Raw genomic sequence first — 19,146 nt, forward strand, 5'->3', positions numbered from 1 at the left:
CCTCACACGCAGGTCGCGACCGTTAGGCTGTCCCCAGCGTGCAGACACCGCAGCGTGACAGTCCATCGAAGGAGAATCAGCCAGTGGCCATCATTGAGCAGGTAGGAGCCCGCGAAATCCTCGACTCCCGTGGCAACCCCACGGTCGAGGTCGAAGTGCTGCTCGAGGACGGAAGTTTCGCCCGCGCTGCAGTGCCGTCGGGCGCCTCCACCGGCGAGCACGAGGCCGTCGAGCTGCGTGACGGCGGCGACCGTTACCTCGGCAAGGGCGTCGAGAAGGCCGTCGAGGCCGTCCTCGCCGAGATCGGCCCGGCCATCATCGGCCTCGACGCCACCGAGCAGCGCACCGTCGACCAGGCCCTCCTCGACGCCGACGGCACCCCCGACAAGGGCCGCCTCGGCGCGAACGCCCTGCTCGGCGCGTCGCTCGCCGTGGCGAAGGCCGGTGCGGAGTCGTCCGGACTCGAGCTGTTCCGTTACGTCGGAGGCCCGAACGCCCACATCCTTCCCGTTCCGATGATGAACATCCTCAACGGTGGCGCCCACGCCGACACGGGCGTCGACGTCCAGGAGTTCATGGTCGCCCCGATCGGCGCCCCGACCTTCAAGGAATCCCTCCGCTGGGGTGCCGAGGTCTACCACTCCCTCAAGTCCGTGCTCAAGAGCAAGGGCTTGGCCACCGGCCTCGGCGACGAGGGCGGCTTCGCCCCCGACGTCGCGGGCACCAAGGCCGCGCTCGACCTGATCAGCGAGGCCATCGGTAAGACCGGCCTGAAGCTGGGCAGCGATGTCGCGCTCGCGCTGGACGTCGCGGCCACCGAGTTCTACACCGAGGGCACCGGCTACAAGTTCGAGGGCCAGAACCGGACGGCCGCCGAGATGGGCGCCTTCTACGCCGAGCTGCTCGGCCAGTACCCGCTGGTCTCCATCGAGGATCCGCTCAGCGAGGACGACTGGGAGGGCTGGGTCGCGCTCACCGAGGAGATCGGCGACAGGATCCAGCTCGTCGGCGACGACCTGTTCGTCACCAACCCCGAGCGCCTCGAGGACGGCATCGTCAAGGGCGCCGCGAACGCGCTGCTCGTGAAGGTCAACCAGATCGGCACCCTCACCGAGACGCTCGACGCCGTCGATCTCGCGCACCGTAACGGCTACAAGACGATGATGAGCCACCGGTCCGGCGAGACCGAGGACACCACCATCGCCGATCTCGCCGTCGCCGTCGGTAGCGGACAGATCAAGACCGGCGCGCCCGCCCGCTCCGAGCGTGTCGCCAAGTACAACCAGCTGCTGCGCATCGAGGAGTCCCTCGGTGACGTCGCTCGCTACGCCGGCGAGCTCGCCTTCCCGCGGTTCTCCGTCGAGGGCTGATCGCCGGCATGAGTCAGCGCGGTAGATCCCGTCCCGGAGCGAGGCGCACCCGCACCGAGGGTGTGTCGGGCGTCCGGCGTCCGGGCCGGGTCCGGCCCACGGGATCTACCGCCCCGGCCGAACACTCGGCCGAGAACGCGGGTGCGCGGCCGGCCGGCCGCGAGGACCCCGTTCATTCGTCGCCCGGTCGCGGCCGCCCCGGTGGTTCGGGGCGAGCCCGCCCCACCCGGGTCGGCGCGCCCCGCGACTCCCGCCGCCCCCGCACCGAACGCACCGTCCTGGGCCTGTCCACCGGCCGCGCCGTGGTGCTCGCCCTCGTCGTGTGCGGTCTCGCCCTCACCCTCGCGGTGCCGCTGCGCACCTACGTGAGCCAGCGTTCCGAAGCCGAGCAGCTCGCCGCTGAACGCGTGCAGCTCGAACAGGAGATCGCGGCCCTCGAAGAGCAGAAGGCCCGCATGGAGGACCCGGCCTGGGTCCGCGCCCAGGCCCGCGAGCGACTGCGGTTCGTCGTCCCCGGCGATATTCCCTACCAGGTGCAACTCCCGGGCGACGCCCCGCCCGAACGCGAGGAGCGCGAACCCGAGCGGCCGACGACCGGCGCCTGGTACAGCGACCTGTGGTTGTCGGTCTCAGAACCGGCACCCGAACCCGAGCCCGAACCCGTGCCGCAGCAGATGCCTGTGGCACCCCCAGAACCAGGAGATGTCCCCGGGTGACCGATCACGTCACGCAAGAAGACCTCGACGCCGTCGCCGCCCAGCTCGGGCGCGAACCCCGCGGCGTCCTGGCCATCGCCTACCGTTGCCCCGACGGTGCGCCCGGAGTGGTGAAGACCGCGCCCAAGCTGCCCGACGGCACGCCCTTCCCGACGCTGTACTACCTCACCGACCCGCGACTCACAGCCGAAGCGAGCCGGCAGGAATCGGCCGGGGTCATGAAGGAGATGACCGAGCGTCTCGGCACCGACGAGGAACTGGCTGCGGGCTACCTGCGCGCCCACGAGTCGTACCTGGCCGAACGCGACGCGATCGAGTCGCTCGGCACCGACTTCACCGGCGGCGGCATGCCCGAGCGCGTCAAGTGCCTGCACGTGCTGATCGCTCATTCGCTCGCGAAGGGACCGGGCGTCAACCCGCTCGGCGACGAATCCGTCGCACTCGCCGCCGACGCCGGTCTGCGTGGCACGGCGATCCCCGCCGACTGGCCCACCTACGCCGAGCTGCGTGGAGAAGAACAGTGAGGGTCGCGGGAATCGACTGCGGCACCAACTCCATCCGTCTTCTGATCGCCGACATCGCGGAGGACGGCACGCTCACCGACGTCACCCGCCTCATGAAGGTCGTGCGGCTCGGGCAGGGCGTCGACGCCACCGGGCGTCTCGCACCCGAGGCGATCGAACGCACGCGGGTCGCGCTGGTGGAGTACGCCGACCTGATCCGCGAGACCGGCGCCACCGCGGTCCGCATGGTCGCCACCTCGGCCACGCGCGACGCCAGCAACCGTGAGGACTTCTTCGCGATGACCCGCGAGGTGCTCGGTGCCGTGATCCCCGGAGCCGAGGCAGAGGTCATCACCGGCGACGAGGAGGCGCGTCTGTCCTTCGCCGGCGCTGTCGGCGAACTCGACTCCGCGCGTGGGCCGTTCGTCGTCGTCGATCTCGGTGGCGGATCCACCGAGGTAGTTCTCGGCGACGCCGACGGTGTGCACGCCGCCTACTCCACCGACATCGGCTGCGTCCGGCTGACCGAGCGGTGCCTGCACGACGACCCACCGACCGCCGAGCAGGTCGCTGCGGCACGGGAGGTCGCGGCGGACAAGATCCGCGAAGCGCTCGAGCGGGTGCCGGTCGAGCAGGCCCGCACCTGGGTGGGTGTCGCGGGCACCATGACCACCCTTGCGGCGCTCGCCCTCGAACTCGACGAGTACGACTCCGAGAAGATCCACCTGTCGTCGGTGCCGTTCGACCGTCTGCGCGAGGTGTGCGACGGTCTCGTCGCCGCGACCCGCGAGAAGCGCGCGGCGCTCGGCCCGATGCATCCCGGCCGCGTCGACGTCATCGGCGGCGGCTCGATCATCACCACGGTCCTCGCCGAGGAACTCGGCCGCCGAGCCGGCATCACCGAGCTGGTGGTGAGCGAGCACGACATCCTCGACGGCATCGCCCTGTCCGTCGCCCGCTAGTTCTTTGATCCGCACTACTCGGAGATCCAGTCGGGCGGCTACCGCAGCCTCGACGAGAACCAGCGCGTGCGCTTCGAGATCGGCCAGGATGCCAAGGGTCCCCAGGCCACCGGTATCACCGTGATCTGATTCGATCTCCCGTCCCCCCAGGGGATCCGAGACACCATCAGGCCCGCCTCGTCATTCGAGGCGGGCCTGATGCATGTCCTGGCCGGATCGAGCGGAAACGATTGTGACGACCGGAAATCCCGTCAGGGCACCGTGAAACGAGTGGTGAACCGGGCGGGGTCGAGATAGGTCGTGTTGAGGCCGTCCGTGGTCACTGTCATTCCCGCATCGCCGGAACCGATGTCGATACTGATCTGTCCGCTGGGAGCGTGCGCGGGTTCGCCGGGAGCCGACGTCAGCTCGAGGGCGCGTACGCCGTTCCTCTTGCTTCCCCAGTGGTTGACGAATGCGGTGATGGTGCACGAACCGCCGAAGAACGTCGACCAGGACAGATCGATGAGGATCGTTCCCGGTCGATGGTGCGGGGCGAACACGTGGCCGGTCAGCTGCCCGCTGCACGGTACCGAGTGGTCCCGCCCCAACGAGTATGTGGTCGGCAGGGGAACGAACTCCTGGTGGTGCGCGGACGCCGTGCCCGGAAGAACCGCGAGCAGGGCAAGCGACATGCCGCCGACCGCGAACGTCCGACGGAATTGTCGTCCAGTCACGCTCCGAGCGGTGTTCATACCGTCCCGCAATCTGACGACGGCGCAACGCCGGCGAATCGGCCGTCGAGGAAGTCCAGCGCACCCGGCAAGCCGATCACGGCGGCAGTGATGTGATCCGGGCTCGGCACGAGTTCGGTCCGCACCGCCACCCCGGCGTCGCAGTACCTGCGCAGCGTCGTGGAGATCGCATCGAGAGGAATCAGCACGTCGGTCGGTGAATGCCACTCGTACACCGGGGCATTCGGCACCGTCGGGACCTTCTCGACGCTGTTCTCCATCAGCACCTCCTGCACGGTCGGGCTGTCGAGCAGGGCAAGGCCCGCTGCCGCGTCGGCGACGTCGGCCATGCTGCGACCGGCACCGGCGAGCAGGATTTCGTTGGTGCACGCGTTGGCGATGCGGTCGCGCAGTTCCCGCCCCGCACCGTTGAGCTGCTCGCTGACCGGCATGCGGTCCGGGTACTCACGTTCGAGGCCGAGGGCGGCCGCCATCGCCAATCCGAAGGCGGGATGCGCGGATTCGCCGAGTTCCCGGGCCATCTCGCCGATGTCCATCGGGACGCCACCGTAGGCGGAGCCGACGATCGGGATCTCGGGCGCGTAGGTCGGGGCGAGTGCTGCGGCCATCGCTGTCGCCATCCCGCCGCCGGAGTAGCCGGCGATGCCGACCGGGCTGTCGGCGAGTTCGAGCGGTGCGTAGCGTTGCGCGGCCCGGATGCCGTCGAGGGTGATCTGCCCGCCGACCTTCGCGGCGCCGTAGGCGCTGTTCGGTCCGAGATGATCGGGAACGGCCAGCGACCAGCCGCGCTGGATCGCGATGAGCAGGCCGGGAGACTCCCGGATCCCTCGCAGCGGGTTCGGTGCGTACAGCGCCGTCGACGGCGCGCATTCGAGCCCGAGTGCGTTGATGATGGCTTGGTACGAGACGAGCGGACGACCCGGCGCCCCACCCTGAGGGGACAGCACGGTGGTCACTGCGGAGATCGGTTCGCCGGCGGAGTTCGTCGACCGGAACTTCAACTGGACGGCGTCGGTGCCGGGAAATCCGAGCGGCGGCGGAAGGACGCGCGTGGCAAGGACGTCACCGGGCTGCCGATCGGCGATGTCGTCGGGGGTGCTGTAGAAGGAGTCGTTCACGGACGCGGGGTAGACGATGCCTTCGGCCTGTGCGGAGGGTGCGGCCACCAGGCTCGGCGTCGCTGCCAGGGCCATGGCGGCTACTGCGGTGGCGAGTCGCCCGGTCAGTGGGCGTGCGGTCGTGAAGCGCATCCATGGTCCTTCTCTTCGTGCCCGGTTCACCACCCGGCTGTCCGCTGTGTACTTGTCTCCCCGCAGGATGTCGGCCGGAAATCGAGGTGCGTTACAGCCCGGGCGAGGAGCACATTCGAAGTCGGATCCGAGGAGGTCGAGGAGCAATGAGGATCGAACCTTGCACGGCCGAACGACGAAGTGACGTACTCGATCTCTCCCTCCGGGCGTGGCGTCCCGTCCTCGGGCTGTACCGGCCTCCGTCTACGAGGGGACAGGATACGAACGCCGTCCCGTCGCACGGTACTTCAAGAACCTCGCGCCCCGGCGCGGTGGTGGACAGTCGTGAACGCTAATGTGATCCCCACGCCCCTATAGCCCAATTGGCAGAGGCAGCGGACTTAAAATCCGCCAAGTGTGGGTTCGAGTCCCACTGGGGGCACAGGTCCGGGATCGTCCCGATCCATTCGCTACATCGCTTGCCATCCGCTACAGCAATTGCCGTAGCGGATGGCGATTCTTGTAGCGGATGGATGACCACAGCTCGGAGGTGCGCTACGCCTCCGCAGGTAATTGCGGAGCGCTCCGGGCCTGGAGCTGCTCGGCGCGGCCGTTCATCAGGTAGCCGGTCATCTCCGGATGCGTCGACAGGTAGAACGCACCGTCGGCCGCCTGCGCGAAGATCCGCTCCGCTGCCTCGAGCGCGGGCATGGCGGTCTCGCCGACCTTGAAAATCGCCTCGCGTTCGAGCGCACCGGCTTCCGAATCCCCGCCGGCCCGCTCGAAGATCCTGCTGACCACCGCGCCGGGCAGAACCGCCGCGACGGTGATGTCGTATCCCGCCGCCTCGGCCTCCAGCTTCAGGCACTCGGTCAGGGCGAGCGTCGAGTGCTTCGACACGATGTAGGGGGCCTGACGCGGGGCTGCTCCGATCCCGCCGATGGACGACAGATTCCAGATGTGTGCCGGAACCCCGGCCTCCGCCATGCGCGGGACGACGGCCCGCACGCCGTTGAACACACCCGTGACGTTGATGTCGAGAACGCGCTGCCAATCCTCGGCGGGAACCTCCCACAGGTAGCCGAACTGGTCGACGCCCACGTTGTTGATCGCCAGGGTGGCCGGGCCGAGGGTGTCGTAGACGGTCGCGAAGAACGCGTCGACGGAGTCGGCGTCGCGTACGTCGGTGTGCACCGCGATCGCGTCGGTTCCGGATGCGACGCGCCGTAGCGGGCGAGTCCTTCCCCGACGCCCGAACCCCCGCCGGTGACAGCCAGACCCCGCCTCGTCGGACACATCCGCTACGGTTCTCGCCATCCGCTACGGCAATTTCTGTAGCGGACGGCGAACTTTGTAGCGGATGCACCGCCGGTGGGCAGAGCGACCGGCGACTATCCCGAGGGCAACCTCTGCTGCTCCTCGTGTCGTGACCGGTGCAGGACCTCCATGAGCTCGTGTTCGAGCGCCACGAACTCGCTCGACACGCACGTCTCCAGGGTTCGAGGTCGGGGCAGGTGCACACGCACCTCGTGCTGCACCCGCGTCGGTCGCGGACCGAGGACGACGACCCGATCGGACAGCAACACTGCCTCGCGGACGTCGTGCGTCACCATCAGCACCGTCCACCGATGCTGCTGCCACACCTGCTGCAACCACAGTTGCATCTCGGTGCGGGTGAGCGAATCCAGTGCGCCGAACGGTTCGTCGAGCAGGAGCACGTCGCGTCCCTGCAGCACCGTGCGTGCGAGCGACGCGCGTTGACGCATACCGCCCGACAGTTGGTGCGGCGCAGCGTCCTCGAAGCCGGCCAGGCCGAAGGTCGGCAGCAGTTCGCGGGCGCGGGCACGAGCGTCGGATCGCTGTACACCGTGCACCTCGAGCCCGAGTGTGCAGTTGTCGAGCACCGTCCGCCACGGGAACAGCAGGTCCTTCTGCGGCATCAGCGCGACCTGCCCGGGTGCCGCGGGGGAGTCGCCGACGAGAACCTCTCCGGTGTCGGGTTGCTCGAGTCCCGCGACGATCGAGAACAGCGTCGACTTGCCGCACCCACTCGGCCCGATGAGGGACACGAACTCGCCGGGCTCCACAGCACAGTCGATGCCGTCGATCACCGCCCGGTCGCCGTACGACTTGTGGACCGAGGCCACCGTCACCGCATTCATCTCTCACCCCTCGTGAGCGCCCACGGCGCGACCATCCGTTCGACGACGAACGTCAGCGCGTACAGCAGGAGTGACAGAGCAGCGGTCACCACTACGGCAGCGAGCACGAGATCGGTGCGGAACGAGTTCTTCTGCGTGCTCATGTAGATGCCCAGACCGGATGTCGCGCCGACGTATTCGGCGAACACCGCACCCACGACGGCGTAGGTGATGCCGATCCGCAGGGCGGTGAAGAAGCGGGGGAGCGCGGATGGCAGGCGCACGTAACGGAACTGCTGCCACCGCGACGCGCCCATACTGCGTAGCAACGCGCCCGCCTCCCGGTCGGCCGCCGCGAACCCTTCGAGCAGCCCGATCGCGACGGGGAAGAACGTCACCAGCGCGATGACGAGGATCTTCGGTAGCAGTCCGAAACCGAACCAGATGATCATCAACGGCGCGATCGCGATGATCGGCAGGGTCTGCGACACCACGAACAACGGCACGAGGGCCCGCCGCAACCAAGGCGAGAAGTCTACGACGATCGCGAGGGCCCACGCCAGTGCCAGCGACACGGCGAACCCGACCATCGTGACCTGCAGAGTGGACCAGGCGTGCCCGGCGATGTCGACGCGATGAGACCACCCCTGCGTGAGAACGCGTGCGGGGGAGGGCAACACCTGCGGGCGGACACCGCTCACCACGACGTACGACTGCCAGATCGCGACCAGAGCCCCGGCGATGAGCAGCGCGGGAAGGAGCCGACGTGCGCGGCCGATGCTATCGGTCTTCGAGGTAGTCATCGGTGACATAGGTCGACCAGTCCGGCTCGGTCGTCAACGGGCTGCCGTCGGGTCCGGACAGCACGCCGTTCTCGTACAGGAACCGGGCATAGCCCGACCATTTCCCGGCGTCGAGGACTCCGACGGCGCCGGAGGCGTCACGCATGTACTCGGCGGCGAGCATGCGCTGGCTCTCGTAGACGAGTTCCTCGTCGGGGAAGGCCCCGGGGTTCGCCTCGAGCAGAGCCCGGGCTCCACGATCGGGGTCGTCGGCGGCGATCCGGTAACCCTGGTGCAGCGCCTGCACGAAAGCGCGTGCCTGCTCCGGGTTCTCCGTCATCCAGTCCTCGTTGCCGTCGACGACGATCGCGTACGCGTCGGGGAAGCCGTAGTCGGTGAAGCCGAAGTACCGCATGGGCAGGCCGCGGTGCTCGGCCTCGAGACCCTCCCATGCCAGGTACGACACGGTGAAGTCGGCGGTCGACGAGTAGACGGCCTCGTACGACGACGTCCCGAGCGTCACGTTCTCGAACTCACCGCGGCCACCGTCGTTGCGGATCACTTCGGCGAGCATCTCGTCCTCACCAGGGTTGGCGAAGCCCGCGAAGATCTTGCCGTCGAGATCCGCCGGCCGCGTGATCTCGGCGTTGTCGGCCCGCACGGCGATCCCCGTCGCCCAGTGCTGCAGCGGTGCGAGGACCGCGACGGTCCGGGACCCGGCGGCTCTGGCGATGGTCGATGTGGCGTGCGTGGAGATTCCGAACTCGGCGCTACCCGCGTCGACGAGGGTGTCGGGGGTCGCGTTGTTGTATGGCAGGATCTCGACGTCGAGACCCGCATCGGCGAACAGACCTTCCTGCTGCGCCACGTACAGGCCGGTGTGATTGGTGTTGGGCGTCCAGTCCAACGCGAATCGGATGGTGTCGCTCCCGGAATCGGACGAGCACCCGACGACCGCGGAGAGTGCGGCGACGAGAGTGAGCAGTCCGGCGAGAGTCCGCCGCGCCTTCACTGCGCGGGCAGGGGACGGATCGATGTGGGTACAGGCGTGGTCATGTCGGGACATCCCTTCGTCAGCATTACCTGGTCAGGTTCGACGGGTGTGATCTCAGCCCCGCTCGTGCGGAGCACCCCGTGTCACGGGCGACCCTAGCACCATGCCCTCCTGGGGCCGCCGGGACGGGAGCAGAACGGAAGATGTGACCCGAAGTTACGGAAATGCCCAGGTCAGGATGTCACCCTCACATTTCACCCGCAACGGAAGGATCGAAGATCGCGACTCTTCGAGTGATGGTCCCTGCCACCTCCCCCGAACGGCAGGGACCGTCGCTCTGCGCATGTCTCTCCCTTGCGCGGACGATGAAGGGCCGTCGGTGAACTCCGACGGGTCCGTTCTTCTGTTGTTTCCGTAGACCCGACTCCCGCAACGGTGTTCAATACGCACGAACCGATCGGGGGATGGGATGCGCGCAATGATGGGCGCCGCGATGGCTGCGGCGGTGATGGGAAGTGTCCTGACGGCATCGGTGGTGTCGGCGGAGACGAGCGGACGCACCGAAATGCCGTATGACTCGTCGGCGCCGCTGGCCGGCGAGGTGCTCGGGTCCGTAGTGTCGATACCCGCACCGCTGCCGGCGGAAGCGGGACCGCGACCCGCCGCGTGCGACCGGTTGTCGTATCTGCGGTGGCGGTCGGCCGACGGACCGGAGAGTTCGGCCGACGCCGACCGGATCCTCGTCGCCCAGCCCGGGATCTTCGAGGGAGCGGGTGCATTCGAGAGCGTCGCGCGCAACACCGTCGTCGCGGCCGCGGCCCGTGGTGCCCACGTCGAGTTCTGGGCACTCGACCGGCGATCGAACTGCCTCGAGGACCACACCGGTACCCGGGCGGCACTGCGGACGGGTTCGCTCGACACCGCGACCGACTACTACTTCCGCGGTGCCGAAGTGGACGGGCGACGATTCGCCGGCCACGCGAGCGGCGCCGACGTCGCGTGGCTCTCGCATGTCGGCATCGAGCAGACGCTGCGCGACCAGTACGACCTGCTGCGTCACGAACTCTCCGACCCGGAACTGCGGAAACGGAAAGTGTTGTGCGGCGGACATTCTCTCGGTGGTTTCATCACCGGCTACTTCGCGGAATGGGACTTCGACGGAGATCCCGCCACCACGGGCGACGCCGGTTACAACCAGTGCGGCGGGTACTTTGCGCTCGATACGGTGATCGAGGCGGGAGCGCCCTCCCCCGGGCAGAGTGCCCTCCCGGATCTGCCCGAAGCGGTCTCGGCGCCACTCGATGCGTTCTTCGGCTCCATCTCGACGGCATCGCCGGTGCTGGCACTTCCCACGGTCATCAATCCCGAGACGACGAATCTGCTCGCACTCACCGGACTCGCCGCGCGACTGGACCCGGACAGCACCGACGGCATTGTCCCGCGCATGCCCGACAACCCGAACATCGACTGGACGTTGCGCACTCTGTTGTCTGGGGACTACGCGATGTTCGCGACGGGCGACCCGGATGTGCGGACGTTGAACGCGACCAACGAGGCGGTGCTCGGCGCGATCCTCGACGACAATTCGCAACCGCTGGGGTTCCTGCAGGTGAGCGTCGGATTCATTACCGGGGCGCCCGTGCGCGACAAGCTGTTTCCTGTTCCCGCCACGCCGGAGGTGCTCGGGTCGGGATTCTTCGGCGATGCGCTCAAGGCGTCGCCGGCGGTGTTCGCGGATCCGGGAGTCGTCTACCGGTGGCTCGACTACGACGAGGTGGGCACTGGGGCGTCGTCACCCGACGAGGCGCGGTACACCGATCGGGGGAGCGAGGTGACGTCGATCGCGGAGCTGGCGCGGAATCTGTCGGAGCCACCACTGGATTTCACCGAGTGGTACTTCCCGTCGAGGCTTCCGTTCGACCTCGCATCGGCGACCCGCTTCGAAGGGCATCTCCACCGCGACGGTGTCGCGCGCAATCCTGTGGTGACGCTGGTGGCGAGCGGCGGGATCCCGTTGCCGGAGAAGGATCATCCGAACGAACGCAGGTGGGTGCTGCCCGGATACAAGCACATCGATGTACTCACTGCGGCCGCTGATCAGAACGACGGGCGGCCCGAGCAGGTATCGCAGACGCTCGCCGACTTCGCAGCCGACCGAGTCGGTAGCTTCACAGTCGGATGAGGCGGGATCAGGCGCCGCGCGCGGAGAAGATCGAGGTGTAGTCGTGGGGGCCGCTCACCTCGGCAACAGCGGTGACGGGTTCGGTCTCGGCGTCGGTCTCCGGAGTGGTGGGCGCGAGGAAGAGGGGTCCGTCGAATTCTTTGTTCTGGCTCATGGCCGTCCTTTCGGGTGCGGCCGGGTAGACCCCGGCCGTGGGGCAGTGCGAAGAAGAGGGGCCGCGGTACACGCGGCGGGGAACTCTCACGTCCGGTTCGGAACCTTCGGGCACTGTGGTGCGAGGTTGCTCATCATGTGCGAGCCGAACGATGTCTCCACCCTACACCAGAAGGTTCGCGCGACGTTTGACCGGCGAGTCGCGTGGGAAGACACTCGGCATGGCTACCTACAGAGTGATCGACCCGACCGGGAACGTCGTGGATACCAAGGAAATCGAGAGCGCGGACGACGCGCACGCCTGGTTCGTCGACCAGCGCGCCGACAACAGCGAACTCGGCTGGCGTATGGAGGCGCAGAACGAGCAGGACGGTACCTGGCACTTCTTCGACGACACCGAAGGCACCTCCTCGAAGTAGTCCCGGCAGCACCCCGTGAGAGCGGGGTGCTGCACGCACCGACACAGCGCGGTGCCGAGCACCTCGACAGTGCGGTGCCGAGCACCTCGACAGCGCGGTGCCGGTAGTCGTAACTACCGGCACCGCGCAGTTCAAGGGCTACTTCTTGAAAGCGTCCTTGACGTTCTCGACGGCATCCGAGACCTTGTCGCCTGCCTGCTTCAGACCGCTGGAGGCCTGGTCACCGCGACCCTCGGCTTCGAGATCACGATCGCCGGTCGCCTGACCGGTGTTCTCCTTGATCTTGCCGCCCGCTTCTTCTGCCTTGTGCTTTGCCTTGTCGACGAAGTCGGCCATGGGGTCCTCCTGTGTCATCGAACGTTGCTCTGACGGAGTACCCCACCCGAACAGCCTGAAACCGAACACGACCGGCTCGTCCGTGTCAGACTTCGACACAGGCAGCCAGGAGGAGACCGATGTCGCATCCCACCAACTCCGGTCCCGAGAACAACGACCCGATCGGGGACGCGCCCGACGCCGATCCCGAACTCGTCCGCGACGGGCCGGTGCAGCGCCGGCGTTCGGCGAGTGCGGTGATCGCAGCCGTCGCGGTGGTCGTCGTGATCGTCGTGCTGCTCGTAGTTTTCCTCTGAACAGAGTCGTTCACCGAGCAACGCGGGGTTCACAACCAGTCGCGGCGCTTGAAGAGCACGTAGAGCACGATCGCCGACACGACCATGATCCCGACCCCACTCATCAGTCCCCAGGCCTCGCCTACCCCGGGATAGGGCACGTTCATGCCGTACCAACCGGTGACGGCCGTGGGGACGGCGATGATCGCGGCCCATCCCGTCAGTTTCTTCATGACGATGTTCAGGCGCGCGTCCTGCAGCGACAGGTTCGTCTCGAAGACGGTGTTCACCATCTCGCGCAGTGAATCGGTCCACTCCGCAGCACGCATCACGTGGTCGTAGAGGTCGTTGTAGGAACTGTCGAGTTCGGGGTGGTGGTTGCTCTCGGCGCGGGTCCGCAGGACGGCATTGACGACCTCGCGCATCGGCAGCACGACCCGCCGGAGCTGCACGAGTTCCTTGCGGAGCCGGTAGACGCGTCGCTGGATCTGCCGGGTGGAGGCGCCGTCCTCGAAGAGGCAGTCCTCGAGGTCCTCGGCGGCGTCGTCGAGTTCCTGGATGGTCTCGAACTGCCCGTCGACGACCGTGTCGAGCAGGCCGTGGATCAGCGCACCCGGTCCGTACTGCAGCAGGTCGGTGTTCTCGTCCCACCTGCGCACCGCCTCGTCGATGTCGAACGGAGTGCCGCGGCGAACGGTGACGACGCCGCGGGGCAGGACGAAGGCGGAGATCCGGGTGGTGCGGAGCCGGGACTCGTGCGCCTGATTCTCGTCCTCGGAATCCGGAAACAGGTGTGTCGCGTAGACCGTGAGGAAGGTATGGGTGGCGTAGCGGGTGGCCTTCGTGCGCTCGCCGTGTGCGAGCGAATCCTCGACGGCGTGCGGGTCGAGGTTCCATTCCTCGGCGAGTTCGAGCAGAGCCGTGTGCTCGGGATTCCACAGATCCACCCAGACGAGGGCCTCGGGATCGGCGAGATGCTCCGAGACGGCTGAGAGCGGGAAACCTTCGTCGACGAGTTTCCCGTGGGCCCACCGCCGGGTCCGGATGGAGTTGTCGTATCGGTCCGTCACCTCGGCAGTGTCCCCGAAATCGGCGGGCTTCACACCACGTTCCCGTCACGACCGGGCTCACACGACAGGACGATGCTCGGTGTCCACCAATCGCAGCACCTCGTCGACGAACCCGAGGTCGATCCGTGGCCGATCGTCAGGCCGCAGACCCTGTTCGATCCGTACCCGCATCGAGGTGAGCGTGGCGATCACGTGTGGCCCGCCGTCGGTCAGATAGCGCACCATTCCGCGCGCCGCGCACGCGTCGACCACGACGGCCAGGGTCTCCTCGGCCTCCTCGATGCGTCCGGCCGCGTGCAGGCAGGAGGCGAGCAGACGGTGGGCCTGCAGGTGGGCGCGGGGACGCGAGGTGGTGCGCTGTACCCACATCCGCGCCCATTCGACGGCCTGTTCCGCCGCCTCGGGCTCCCCGTTCTCGCTGAGCAGCCGGATCGCGGTGGAGTCCTCGATCTGGAGGGTGATCTCGACGGTTCCGTCGGGGTGGGGTGTGGTGTTCTCCGGCATCGTGCGCGTCGAGTGGCCTGGAGTGGCGATTCCGAGCCGGACCCGTTCGTTCTCGATGCGTGCCCGCAGGCGCGGCAGGTCGTGCAGCGCCGCGACCCGCAGTCCTTCGGCGAGCAGGGCGACGGCTTCCTCCCGGTTGCCCTGCAACATCTTCAGGCGCGCAGCGATACCGAAGCGAGCGATGAGGAAATCCGTTCCACCGCCTTCTATTCCGAGCAGGTTGCTCTCGTCGAGCAGTGCTTCGGCCTCGGCGGTCCGTCCCTGTTCGTAGAGCAGCTCTCCGAGCATGGCAGCGGCGAGACGCCCTCCGTGGGTGTGGATTCCGCCGTTTCGTCGCGCTCGGCGCAGCGCTGTGCGGAAGTACTTCTCGGCCGAGGCGACATCGAGTCGTTCGTTCGCGGCGATGCCGCACAGGCACTGACCGTAGATCGACGCGAACGGTCCGCGGGTCTCGCGGTGGTAGGGCTCCGCCCATTCCTGCCGCCGGATCGCTGAGGTGAAGTCGAAGCGGAAGATGTCGGCGTACGAGGCGAAGTCGGCTGCGGCCGCCACCACCCACGGGTGCACGGAGGTCGGATTCTCCAGGCACGGCGCGATGAGTTCGTAGATGCCGTCGATGCGGTCGGAGTTCATCAGGATCGACGCCTCGACGGCATCCGCCTCGATGTGGAGTGCTTCGACGTCGTAGCTGTCCGTCACCCCACGGTCGAGCAGTTCCCGTACTGCCGCGAGGGTTCTGCGGCATCGGTCCAACCGCAGCAGCGCACTGTTCGCCCAGGCCTGCGTGAGCAGCAGGCGCGGATCGTTTGCGACGGCCCGCGGCGGCAGTTTGTCGATCAGGGCGAGCAGCGTGGCGATGTGCCCGTGCTCCATCAGGTACATGCCGTCGTCGGCGAGCAGGTCGACGGCGAAGTCGGTGTCGTTGGCGGCGAGGGCGTGGTCGACGGCCTCCTGCAGCATGCGGTTGCGGGCGAACCAGTCGGCGGCGGTGCGATTCAGGTCCGCGACCTTCTCGGGATGGTCGCGTTCGAGACGTCGACGCAGGAAGTCGAGGAACAGGTGGTGATAGCGGAACCACACGCGTTCGTCGTCGACGTGCCGCAGGAACAGGTCGCGTTCCTCCGCCTCCTCGAGCATCGCCTGGCTGCGCGGATCGCCCGTGAGCGCCGCGGCGAGGCTGCCGCTGATCGATTCGGTGATGCTCGTCGCGAGGAGGAATTCGTACATCCGGGGTTCGAGACCGGCCAGCACGTTGTCGGCGAGGAACTCACCGATCGCGTGGTGCCGACCGGTGATGTTCTCGATGAGCCACGACGGATCGTCGCTGTCGCGCAACGACAACGACGCAAGCTGCAGGGCTGCGGCCCAGCCCTCCGTGGTGTGGGTGAGATCCTCCACGTCCTCGGGGCCGAGGTCTATCCCGCCGATGTCGCGCAAGAAGGCGTTCGATTCGTCCACCCCGAACCGCAATGCCGTCGAATCGATCTCGACCAGCTCGTCGCGAACACGCATGCGGCTGAGCGGAAGTCCGGATCGGTTGCGGCTCGTCACCACGAGCTGCAGGTGATGGCATCCGCGGTCGAGCAGGAACTCGAGGGCAGCGACGGTCTCCGTCGACGTGACGCGGTGCCAGTCGTCGATCACCAGCGTCGCCGCGGTGTCGGTGCGGTGCAACTCGTCGATGAGCGTGCACAGTACGTACCGTTCGGCCTCGTCGCCGTGCGCGTCGAGGATCTGGCCCAGTTCGCGCGCGAGGACCGGCCGGATCTGCTTCATGGCCTCGACGAGGTGCGCGAGGAACCACAGGACGTTGTTGTCGTCGCTGTCCACCGTCAACCACGCGACCAGCACTCCCTCGGCGGCGAGTACGTTGCGCCACTGCGTCGCGAGGGTGGACTTACCGAAGCCGGTGGGGGCGTGGATGGCGACGAGACGGCGTCGTCCGCCTGCCCGCAGGAACGAGATCAGACGGCTGCGTTCGATCAGGGGACGTGAGGTCGAGGGCGGCCGGAACCTGGTCGACGGTGCGGTGGACGGACCGGTGCGTCCCGAGACCGTGGACGACCGGCCGGAGACCGTCGAGGCCGGTCCGGTGAGCGGTGGCGCCGAACGCGGCGGGAGCGGGCCGGACGGCGGTGACCCGGGCAGCGCCATCTCGTCGATGGGCAGGTTGTGGGCGCGCTGGACGTCGCGGAGCAGATCGCCGAACTCGGCGGCCGTCTGCGGCCGGTCCTCGGCATCGGTCGCCATGCCGCGCTCGAGGGCCTCGCACACATCGTCGGGGATGCCCTCGCCGCGCAGGTCGGGGACGGGCTCGGAGGTGATGCGCACGAACTGCGCGACGATCTTCTCGCCCTCCTTCCGCTCGAAGGCGGCGTGACCGGTGATCGCCGCGAACAGGGTCGCGGAGAGGCCGTAGACGTCGGCGGCCGGAGTCGGGGCATGACCGCGCAGCACCTCCGGTGCCGTGAACGCGGGGGAACCGGTGATCTCACCGGCAGTGGTGCGGAAGCCGCCGCCGACGCGGGCGATACCGAAATCCGTCAGCTGCGGTTCGCCGTACTCGGTGAGCAGGATGTTGCCGGGCTTGATGTCGCGGTGCAGGACGTCGGAACGATGCGCCGTCTCGAGTGCACCGGCGACCTTCACCCCGATCCGGACCGCCTCCGGCCAGGCGATCGGTCCGTGCCGCCGGATGCGGGTGTCGAGAGAGTCGTGCGGGTGATAGTGCATCACCAGATAGGGCAGGCCCGTGTCCGTCGCGCCGGCCTGCAGCACGGTGACGATGTTGGGGTGGCCGGAGAGCCGCCCCATCGCGCGTTGCTCGCGTAGGAAGCGTTCGAGATCGGCGGGTTCGGGGGAGCGGCGCAGCACTTTCACCGCGACGTCGCGGTCGAGTTCGGCCTGCCGGCAGCGGTAGACCACACCGAAGCCGCCGCGGCCGATCTCCACGGCGTCGGTGAAACCGGCATCGTGCAGCGCGCGCACGATGTCCGTCTCTGCGACGTCGACAATCGGCGCGCGCTGAGTGGCGGCCGGATCGTTCTCGGTCATCGGCGCAATCACCTCGGGAAGCCGTTTCCCCAGGATAGTCTCGAAATGTGCACGCCCGCCGCAGATCGTGCGTCGCCCCTGTTCTAACGTGGTCCGGCCGGACCACGGTGCCTCACCGGGAACGGACGAAACGACACTGCGACCAGAAGTGGGACATAGATGAAGAAGACTCTCGCGGCGCTGTTCGGTGCAGGTGTGGTCCTGCTTGCGGCGGCGTGTGGATCCTCGGACGGATCCGACTCGGCCGAGGAGACCACCACCACGACGAGCACCTCGGCTTCGGCGGAGGCCGGCACCTCGGGCACCAGCGTCGAACTCGGTAAGAGCTACGAGGAGAACTGCGAGGCTCTGCTGCCCTACCTCGACGAGCTCGAGGAGTGGGGCCAGGACCGCGCGGCAGCGGCCCAGGCCGTCGCCGACGCCCAGCAGCAGCTCCCGGCCTGGCAGGATCTCAGCGAAGAGGAGCAGGCCGACACCCTGCGTGCCATCGAGAACGCCGGAAAGGGCGAGTGCTGACGGTCGAGTGGTGATCGACGAGTTGTACGACAGGTTGAGGCGCTTCCCGGATGTGGAAGCGCCCAACCTGTTCGCCGTCGACGGGGCCGATCGCCTGCTCCTCGACGAAGCCGCGCCCGCACTGGAATCCGCAGCGCCGGGCACGATCGTGGTCGTCGACGACCAGTACGGCGCCCTGACCCTGGGTGCGGCCGTCCGGTTCGGCGCGGAGCGGATCCGGGTGCATCAGGACTCGGTGGTGGCCGAACGCGCCCTGGCTGCGAACGCCGAGCGTGAGGATCTCACCGACCGCTACCGTTCCTGCGGACTCGACGCGGACCTGCTCGCCGGTGCCCGAGTGGTACTGCTGCGTCTTCCCCGTTCGCTGTCGGCGCTCACCGAGATCGCCGAGACCGTGGCCCGCCACGCCGACCCCGAGGTCGTCGTATTCGCCGGTGGCCGCGACAAGCACATCAGCCTTGCGATGAACGACGTCCTCGCTGCGTCCTTCGCAGAGGTCCGCGCGTCGCGGGGACGGCAGAAGTCGCGTGTGCTCACCGCGCGCCGAGCAACGCCCGGACCGGCCTCGTATCCCGTCCGTGAGAGGCTCGACGAACTCGGCCTCACCGTCGTCGCGCACGGGGCCGCCTTCGCCGGCCCGCGCCTCGACATCGGTACCCGTTTCCTCCTCGACTTCTTCCCCCGTCTCGACTTCCCCCGTAACGACACGGACGAGCAGATCGCGGTGGACCTCGGCTGCGGCACCGGCATCCTCGCCGCGATGCTCGCCCGGCAACTGCCCGACGTTCGCGTGATCGCGACCGATCACTCCGCCGCCGCCGTCGCCTCCGCCGCGGAGACGGCCGCCGCGAACGGGCTCGCCGACCGGATCGACACGCTCCGCGACGACGCCGCGAGTTCGATCGCCGCCGGGTCGGTCGACCTCGTGGTGTGTAATCCGCCCTTCCACATCGGCGCCGCCGTGCACACCGGCGCGGCCCACAAGATGTTCGACGCCGCAGCCCGGATCCTCCGCCCGGGAGGACAGATGTGGACGGTCTACAACCGCCACCTCGACTACCGCCCCGCGCTGTCGGGCATCGTCGGGTCGACCCGCGTCGAGGGCCGCAACCGCAAGTTCACGGTGACCAGGTCGGTACGGAGCCGGTAGAGTCCGATTAGTCCGAGCTTTCTCGACGAAACGGGAACTCGTGAGGTTACTGCCTC

General features: G+C 68.0%; 19 protein-coding genes, 1 tRNA gene, 1 pseudogene and 1 riboswitch. Of the genes and pseudogenes, 11 read left to right on the plus strand and 10 right to left on the minus strand.

The features are described 5' to 3' along the window. The first annotated feature begins 83 nt into the window (after positions 1-83). The 5 genes and pseudogenes from eno to RBB84_RS01495 all read left to right on the plus strand — a co-directional run. The gene (gene eno / locus RBB84_RS01475) at positions 84-1,370 is read left to right on the plus strand and encodes a phosphopyruvate hydratase (RefSeq protein ID WP_024103250.1); all 1,287 of its coding nucleotides are present in this window, start codon (positions 84-86) and stop codon (positions 1,368-1,370) included. 8 nt (positions 1,371-1,378) lie between these two features. Then, on the plus strand, positions 1,379-2,086 hold the full coding sequence (locus RBB84_RS01480; protein WP_064255761.1) for a septum formation initiator family protein: 708 nt from the start codon (positions 1,379-1,381) through the stop codon (positions 2,084-2,086). Further along, a complete protein-coding gene (locus RBB84_RS01485) occupies positions 2,083-2,610 on the plus strand; it encodes a DUF501 domain-containing protein (RefSeq protein WP_006553860.1) in 528 nt (175 codons plus the stop codon). Before RBB84_RS01480 ends, RBB84_RS01485 begins: the two co-directional genes overlap by 4 nt. Then, positions 2,607-3,551, plus strand: coding sequence for a Ppx/GppA phosphatase family protein (locus RBB84_RS01490; protein ID WP_064255762.1), 945 nt, complete (start codon positions 2,607-2,609; stop codon positions 3,549-3,551). Before RBB84_RS01485 ends, RBB84_RS01490 begins: the two co-directional genes overlap by 4 nt. Positions 3,552-3,563: 12 nt before the next feature. Beyond that, a pseudogene (locus RBB84_RS01495) lies at positions 3,564-3,680 on the plus strand (cold shock domain-containing protein); the annotation flags it as partial. A gap of 122 nt (positions 3,681-3,802) precedes the next feature. Here the strand turns inward: RBB84_RS01495 and RBB84_RS01500 are convergent. Together RBB84_RS01500 and RBB84_RS01505 are read right to left on the minus strand one after the other, a co-directional pair. After that, positions 3,803-4,267 (minus strand): hypothetical protein, encoded by a 465-nt coding sequence (locus RBB84_RS01500; protein WP_156666058.1) that lies wholly within the window; start codon positions 4,265-4,267, stop codon positions 3,803-3,805. 14 nt (positions 4,268-4,281) lie between these two features. Continuing rightward, complete coding sequence (locus RBB84_RS01505) at positions 4,282-5,535, minus strand: lipase family protein (RefSeq protein ID WP_064255764.1); 1,254 nt, start codon at positions 5,533-5,535, stop codon at positions 4,282-4,284. Between the two features lie 347 nt (positions 5,536-5,882). Here RBB84_RS01505 and RBB84_RS01510 point away from each other — a divergent pair. Further along, positions 5,883-5,956, plus strand: a tRNA-Leu gene (locus RBB84_RS01510). A 113-nt stretch (positions 5,957-6,069) separates the two neighbouring features. On the opposite strand, the gene RBB84_RS01515 is transcribed toward RBB84_RS01510, so the two are convergent. From RBB84_RS01515 to RBB84_RS01530, 4 genes are all read right to left on the minus strand, one after another. Next, positions 6,070-6,831 (minus strand): SDR family oxidoreductase, encoded by a 762-nt coding sequence (locus RBB84_RS01515; RefSeq protein WP_331712443.1) that lies wholly within the window; start codon positions 6,829-6,831, stop codon positions 6,070-6,072. A gap of 74 nt (positions 6,832-6,905) precedes the next feature. Beyond that, a complete protein-coding gene (locus RBB84_RS01520; RefSeq protein WP_064255765.1) occupies positions 6,906-7,676 on the minus strand; it encodes an ABC transporter ATP-binding protein in 771 nt (256 codons plus the stop codon). Further along, positions 7,673-8,458 carry an ABC transporter permease gene (locus RBB84_RS01525; protein ID WP_019288745.1) on the minus strand — a complete coding sequence of 262 codons (786 nt, stop codon included), beginning with the start codon at positions 8,456-8,458 and terminating at the stop codon, positions 7,673-7,675. Before RBB84_RS01525 ends, RBB84_RS01520 begins: the two co-directional genes overlap by 4 nt. Then, positions 8,436-9,449, minus strand: coding sequence for an ABC transporter substrate-binding protein (locus RBB84_RS01530; protein WP_064255766.1), 1,014 nt, complete (start codon positions 9,447-9,449; stop codon positions 8,436-8,438). The genes RBB84_RS01525 and RBB84_RS01530 overlap by 23 nt, the downstream gene beginning before the upstream one ends. A 36-nt stretch (positions 9,450-9,485) precedes the next feature. Beyond that, a riboswitch (TPP riboswitch) is annotated at positions 9,486-9,582 on the minus strand. 318 nt (positions 9,583-9,900) lie between these two features. Between RBB84_RS01530 and RBB84_RS01535 the strand changes: the two genes are divergently transcribed. Continuing rightward, positions 9,901-11,613 carry a hypothetical protein gene (locus RBB84_RS01535; RefSeq protein WP_231911956.1) on the plus strand — a complete coding sequence of 571 codons (1,713 nt, stop codon included), beginning with the start codon at positions 9,901-9,903 and terminating at the stop codon, positions 11,611-11,613. Positions 11,614-11,620: 7 nt separating this feature from the next. Here RBB84_RS01535 and RBB84_RS01540 read toward each other — a convergent pair whose 3' ends face one another. After that, complete coding sequence (locus tag RBB84_RS01540) at positions 11,621-11,767, minus strand: hypothetical protein (RefSeq protein WP_019288743.1); 147 nt, start codon at positions 11,765-11,767, stop codon at positions 11,621-11,623. 220 nt (positions 11,768-11,987) lie between these two features. On the opposite strand from RBB84_RS01540, the gene RBB84_RS01545 reads away from it, so the two are divergent. Next, on the plus strand, positions 11,988-12,185 hold the full coding sequence (locus RBB84_RS01545; RefSeq protein WP_006553868.1) for a hypothetical protein: 198 nt from the start codon (positions 11,988-11,990) through the stop codon (positions 12,183-12,185). 138 nt (positions 12,186-12,323) lie between these two features. Here RBB84_RS01545 and RBB84_RS01550 read toward each other — a convergent pair whose 3' ends face one another. Continuing rightward, positions 12,324-12,521 (minus strand): CsbD family protein, encoded by a 198-nt coding sequence (locus tag RBB84_RS01550; RefSeq protein ID WP_019288742.1) that lies wholly within the window; start codon positions 12,519-12,521, stop codon positions 12,324-12,326. A 119-nt stretch (positions 12,522-12,640) separates the two neighbouring features. On the opposite strand from RBB84_RS01550, the gene RBB84_RS01555 reads away from it, so the two are divergent. Beyond that, positions 12,641-12,817 carry a hypothetical protein gene (locus RBB84_RS01555; RefSeq protein WP_024103259.1) on the plus strand — a complete coding sequence of 59 codons (177 nt, stop codon included), beginning with the start codon at positions 12,641-12,643 and terminating at the stop codon, positions 12,815-12,817. Between the two features lie 29 nt (positions 12,818-12,846). Here RBB84_RS01555 and RBB84_RS01560 read toward each other — a convergent pair whose 3' ends face one another. Together RBB84_RS01560 and RBB84_RS01565 are read right to left on the minus strand one after the other, a co-directional pair. Then, complete coding sequence (locus RBB84_RS01560) at positions 12,847-13,866, minus strand: magnesium transporter CorA family protein (protein WP_037216292.1); 1,020 nt, start codon at positions 13,864-13,866, stop codon at positions 12,847-12,849. Between the two features lie 57 nt (positions 13,867-13,923). Next, positions 13,924-17,424 (minus strand): serine/threonine-protein kinase, encoded by a 3,501-nt coding sequence (locus RBB84_RS01565; protein WP_064255805.1) that lies wholly within the window; start codon positions 17,422-17,424, stop codon positions 13,924-13,926. A 159-nt stretch (positions 17,425-17,583) separates the two neighbouring features. Between RBB84_RS01565 and RBB84_RS01570 the strand changes: the two genes are divergently transcribed. Both RBB84_RS01570 and RBB84_RS01575 read left to right on the plus strand, forming a co-directional pair. Further along, positions 17,584-17,940, plus strand: a complete 357-nt coding sequence (locus RBB84_RS01570) for a hypothetical protein (protein WP_024103262.1) — start codon at positions 17,584-17,586, stop codon at positions 17,938-17,940. Between the two features lie 7 nt (positions 17,941-17,947). Then, a complete protein-coding gene (locus RBB84_RS01575; protein ID WP_064255768.1) occupies positions 17,948-19,090 on the plus strand; it encodes a methyltransferase in 1,143 nt (380 codons plus the stop codon). Positions 19,091-19,146: the final 56 nt, after the last annotated feature.

It is taken from the genome of Rhodococcus sp. D-6 (assembly GCF_040256695.1).
GTDB classification, from domain to species: Bacteria; Actinomycetota; Actinomycetes; order Mycobacteriales; family Mycobacteriaceae; genus Rhodococcus; species Rhodococcus pyridinivorans.

Coding starts and splice junctions, on each gene's coding strand:
- RBB84_RS01480 (WP_064255761.1), top strand. CDS start 1,379: ATGAGTCAGCGCGGTAGATCCCGTCCCGGAGCGAGGCGCACCCGCACC.
- RBB84_RS01505 (WP_064255764.1), bottom strand. CDS start 5,535: ATGCGCTTCACGACCGCACGCCCACTGACCGGGCGACTCGCCACCGCA.
- RBB84_RS01515 (WP_331712443.1), bottom strand. CDS start 6,831: ATGGCGAGAACCGTAGCGGATGTGTCCGACGAGGCGGGGTCTGGCTGT.
- RBB84_RS01520 (WP_064255765.1), bottom strand. CDS start 7,676: ATGAATGCGGTGACGGTGGCCTCGGTCCACAAGTCGTACGGCGACCGG.
- RBB84_RS01525 (WP_019288745.1), bottom strand. CDS start 8,458: ATGACTACCTCGAAGACCGATAGCATCGGCCGCGCACGTCGGCTCCTT.
- RBB84_RS01535 (WP_231911956.1), top strand. CDS start 9,901: ATGCGCGCAATGATGGGCGCCGCGATGGCTGCGGCGGTGATGGGAAGT.
- RBB84_RS01540 (WP_019288743.1), bottom strand. CDS start 11,767: ATGAGCCAGAACAAAGAATTCGACGGACCCCTCTTCCTCGCGCCCACC.
- RBB84_RS01545 (WP_006553868.1), top strand. CDS start 11,988: ATGGCTACCTACAGAGTGATCGACCCGACCGGGAACGTCGTGGATACC.
- RBB84_RS01550 (WP_019288742.1), bottom strand. CDS start 12,521: ATGGCCGACTTCGTCGACAAGGCAAAGCACAAGGCAGAAGAAGCGGGC.
- RBB84_RS01555 (WP_024103259.1), top strand. CDS start 12,641: ATGTCGCATCCCACCAACTCCGGTCCCGAGAACAACGACCCGATCGGG.
- RBB84_RS01565 (WP_064255805.1), bottom strand. CDS start 17,424: ATGACCGAGAACGATCCGGCCGCCACTCAGCGCGCGCCGATTGTCGAC.
- RBB84_RS01570 (WP_024103262.1), top strand. CDS start 17,584: ATGAAGAAGACTCTCGCGGCGCTGTTCGGTGCAGGTGTGGTCCTGCTT.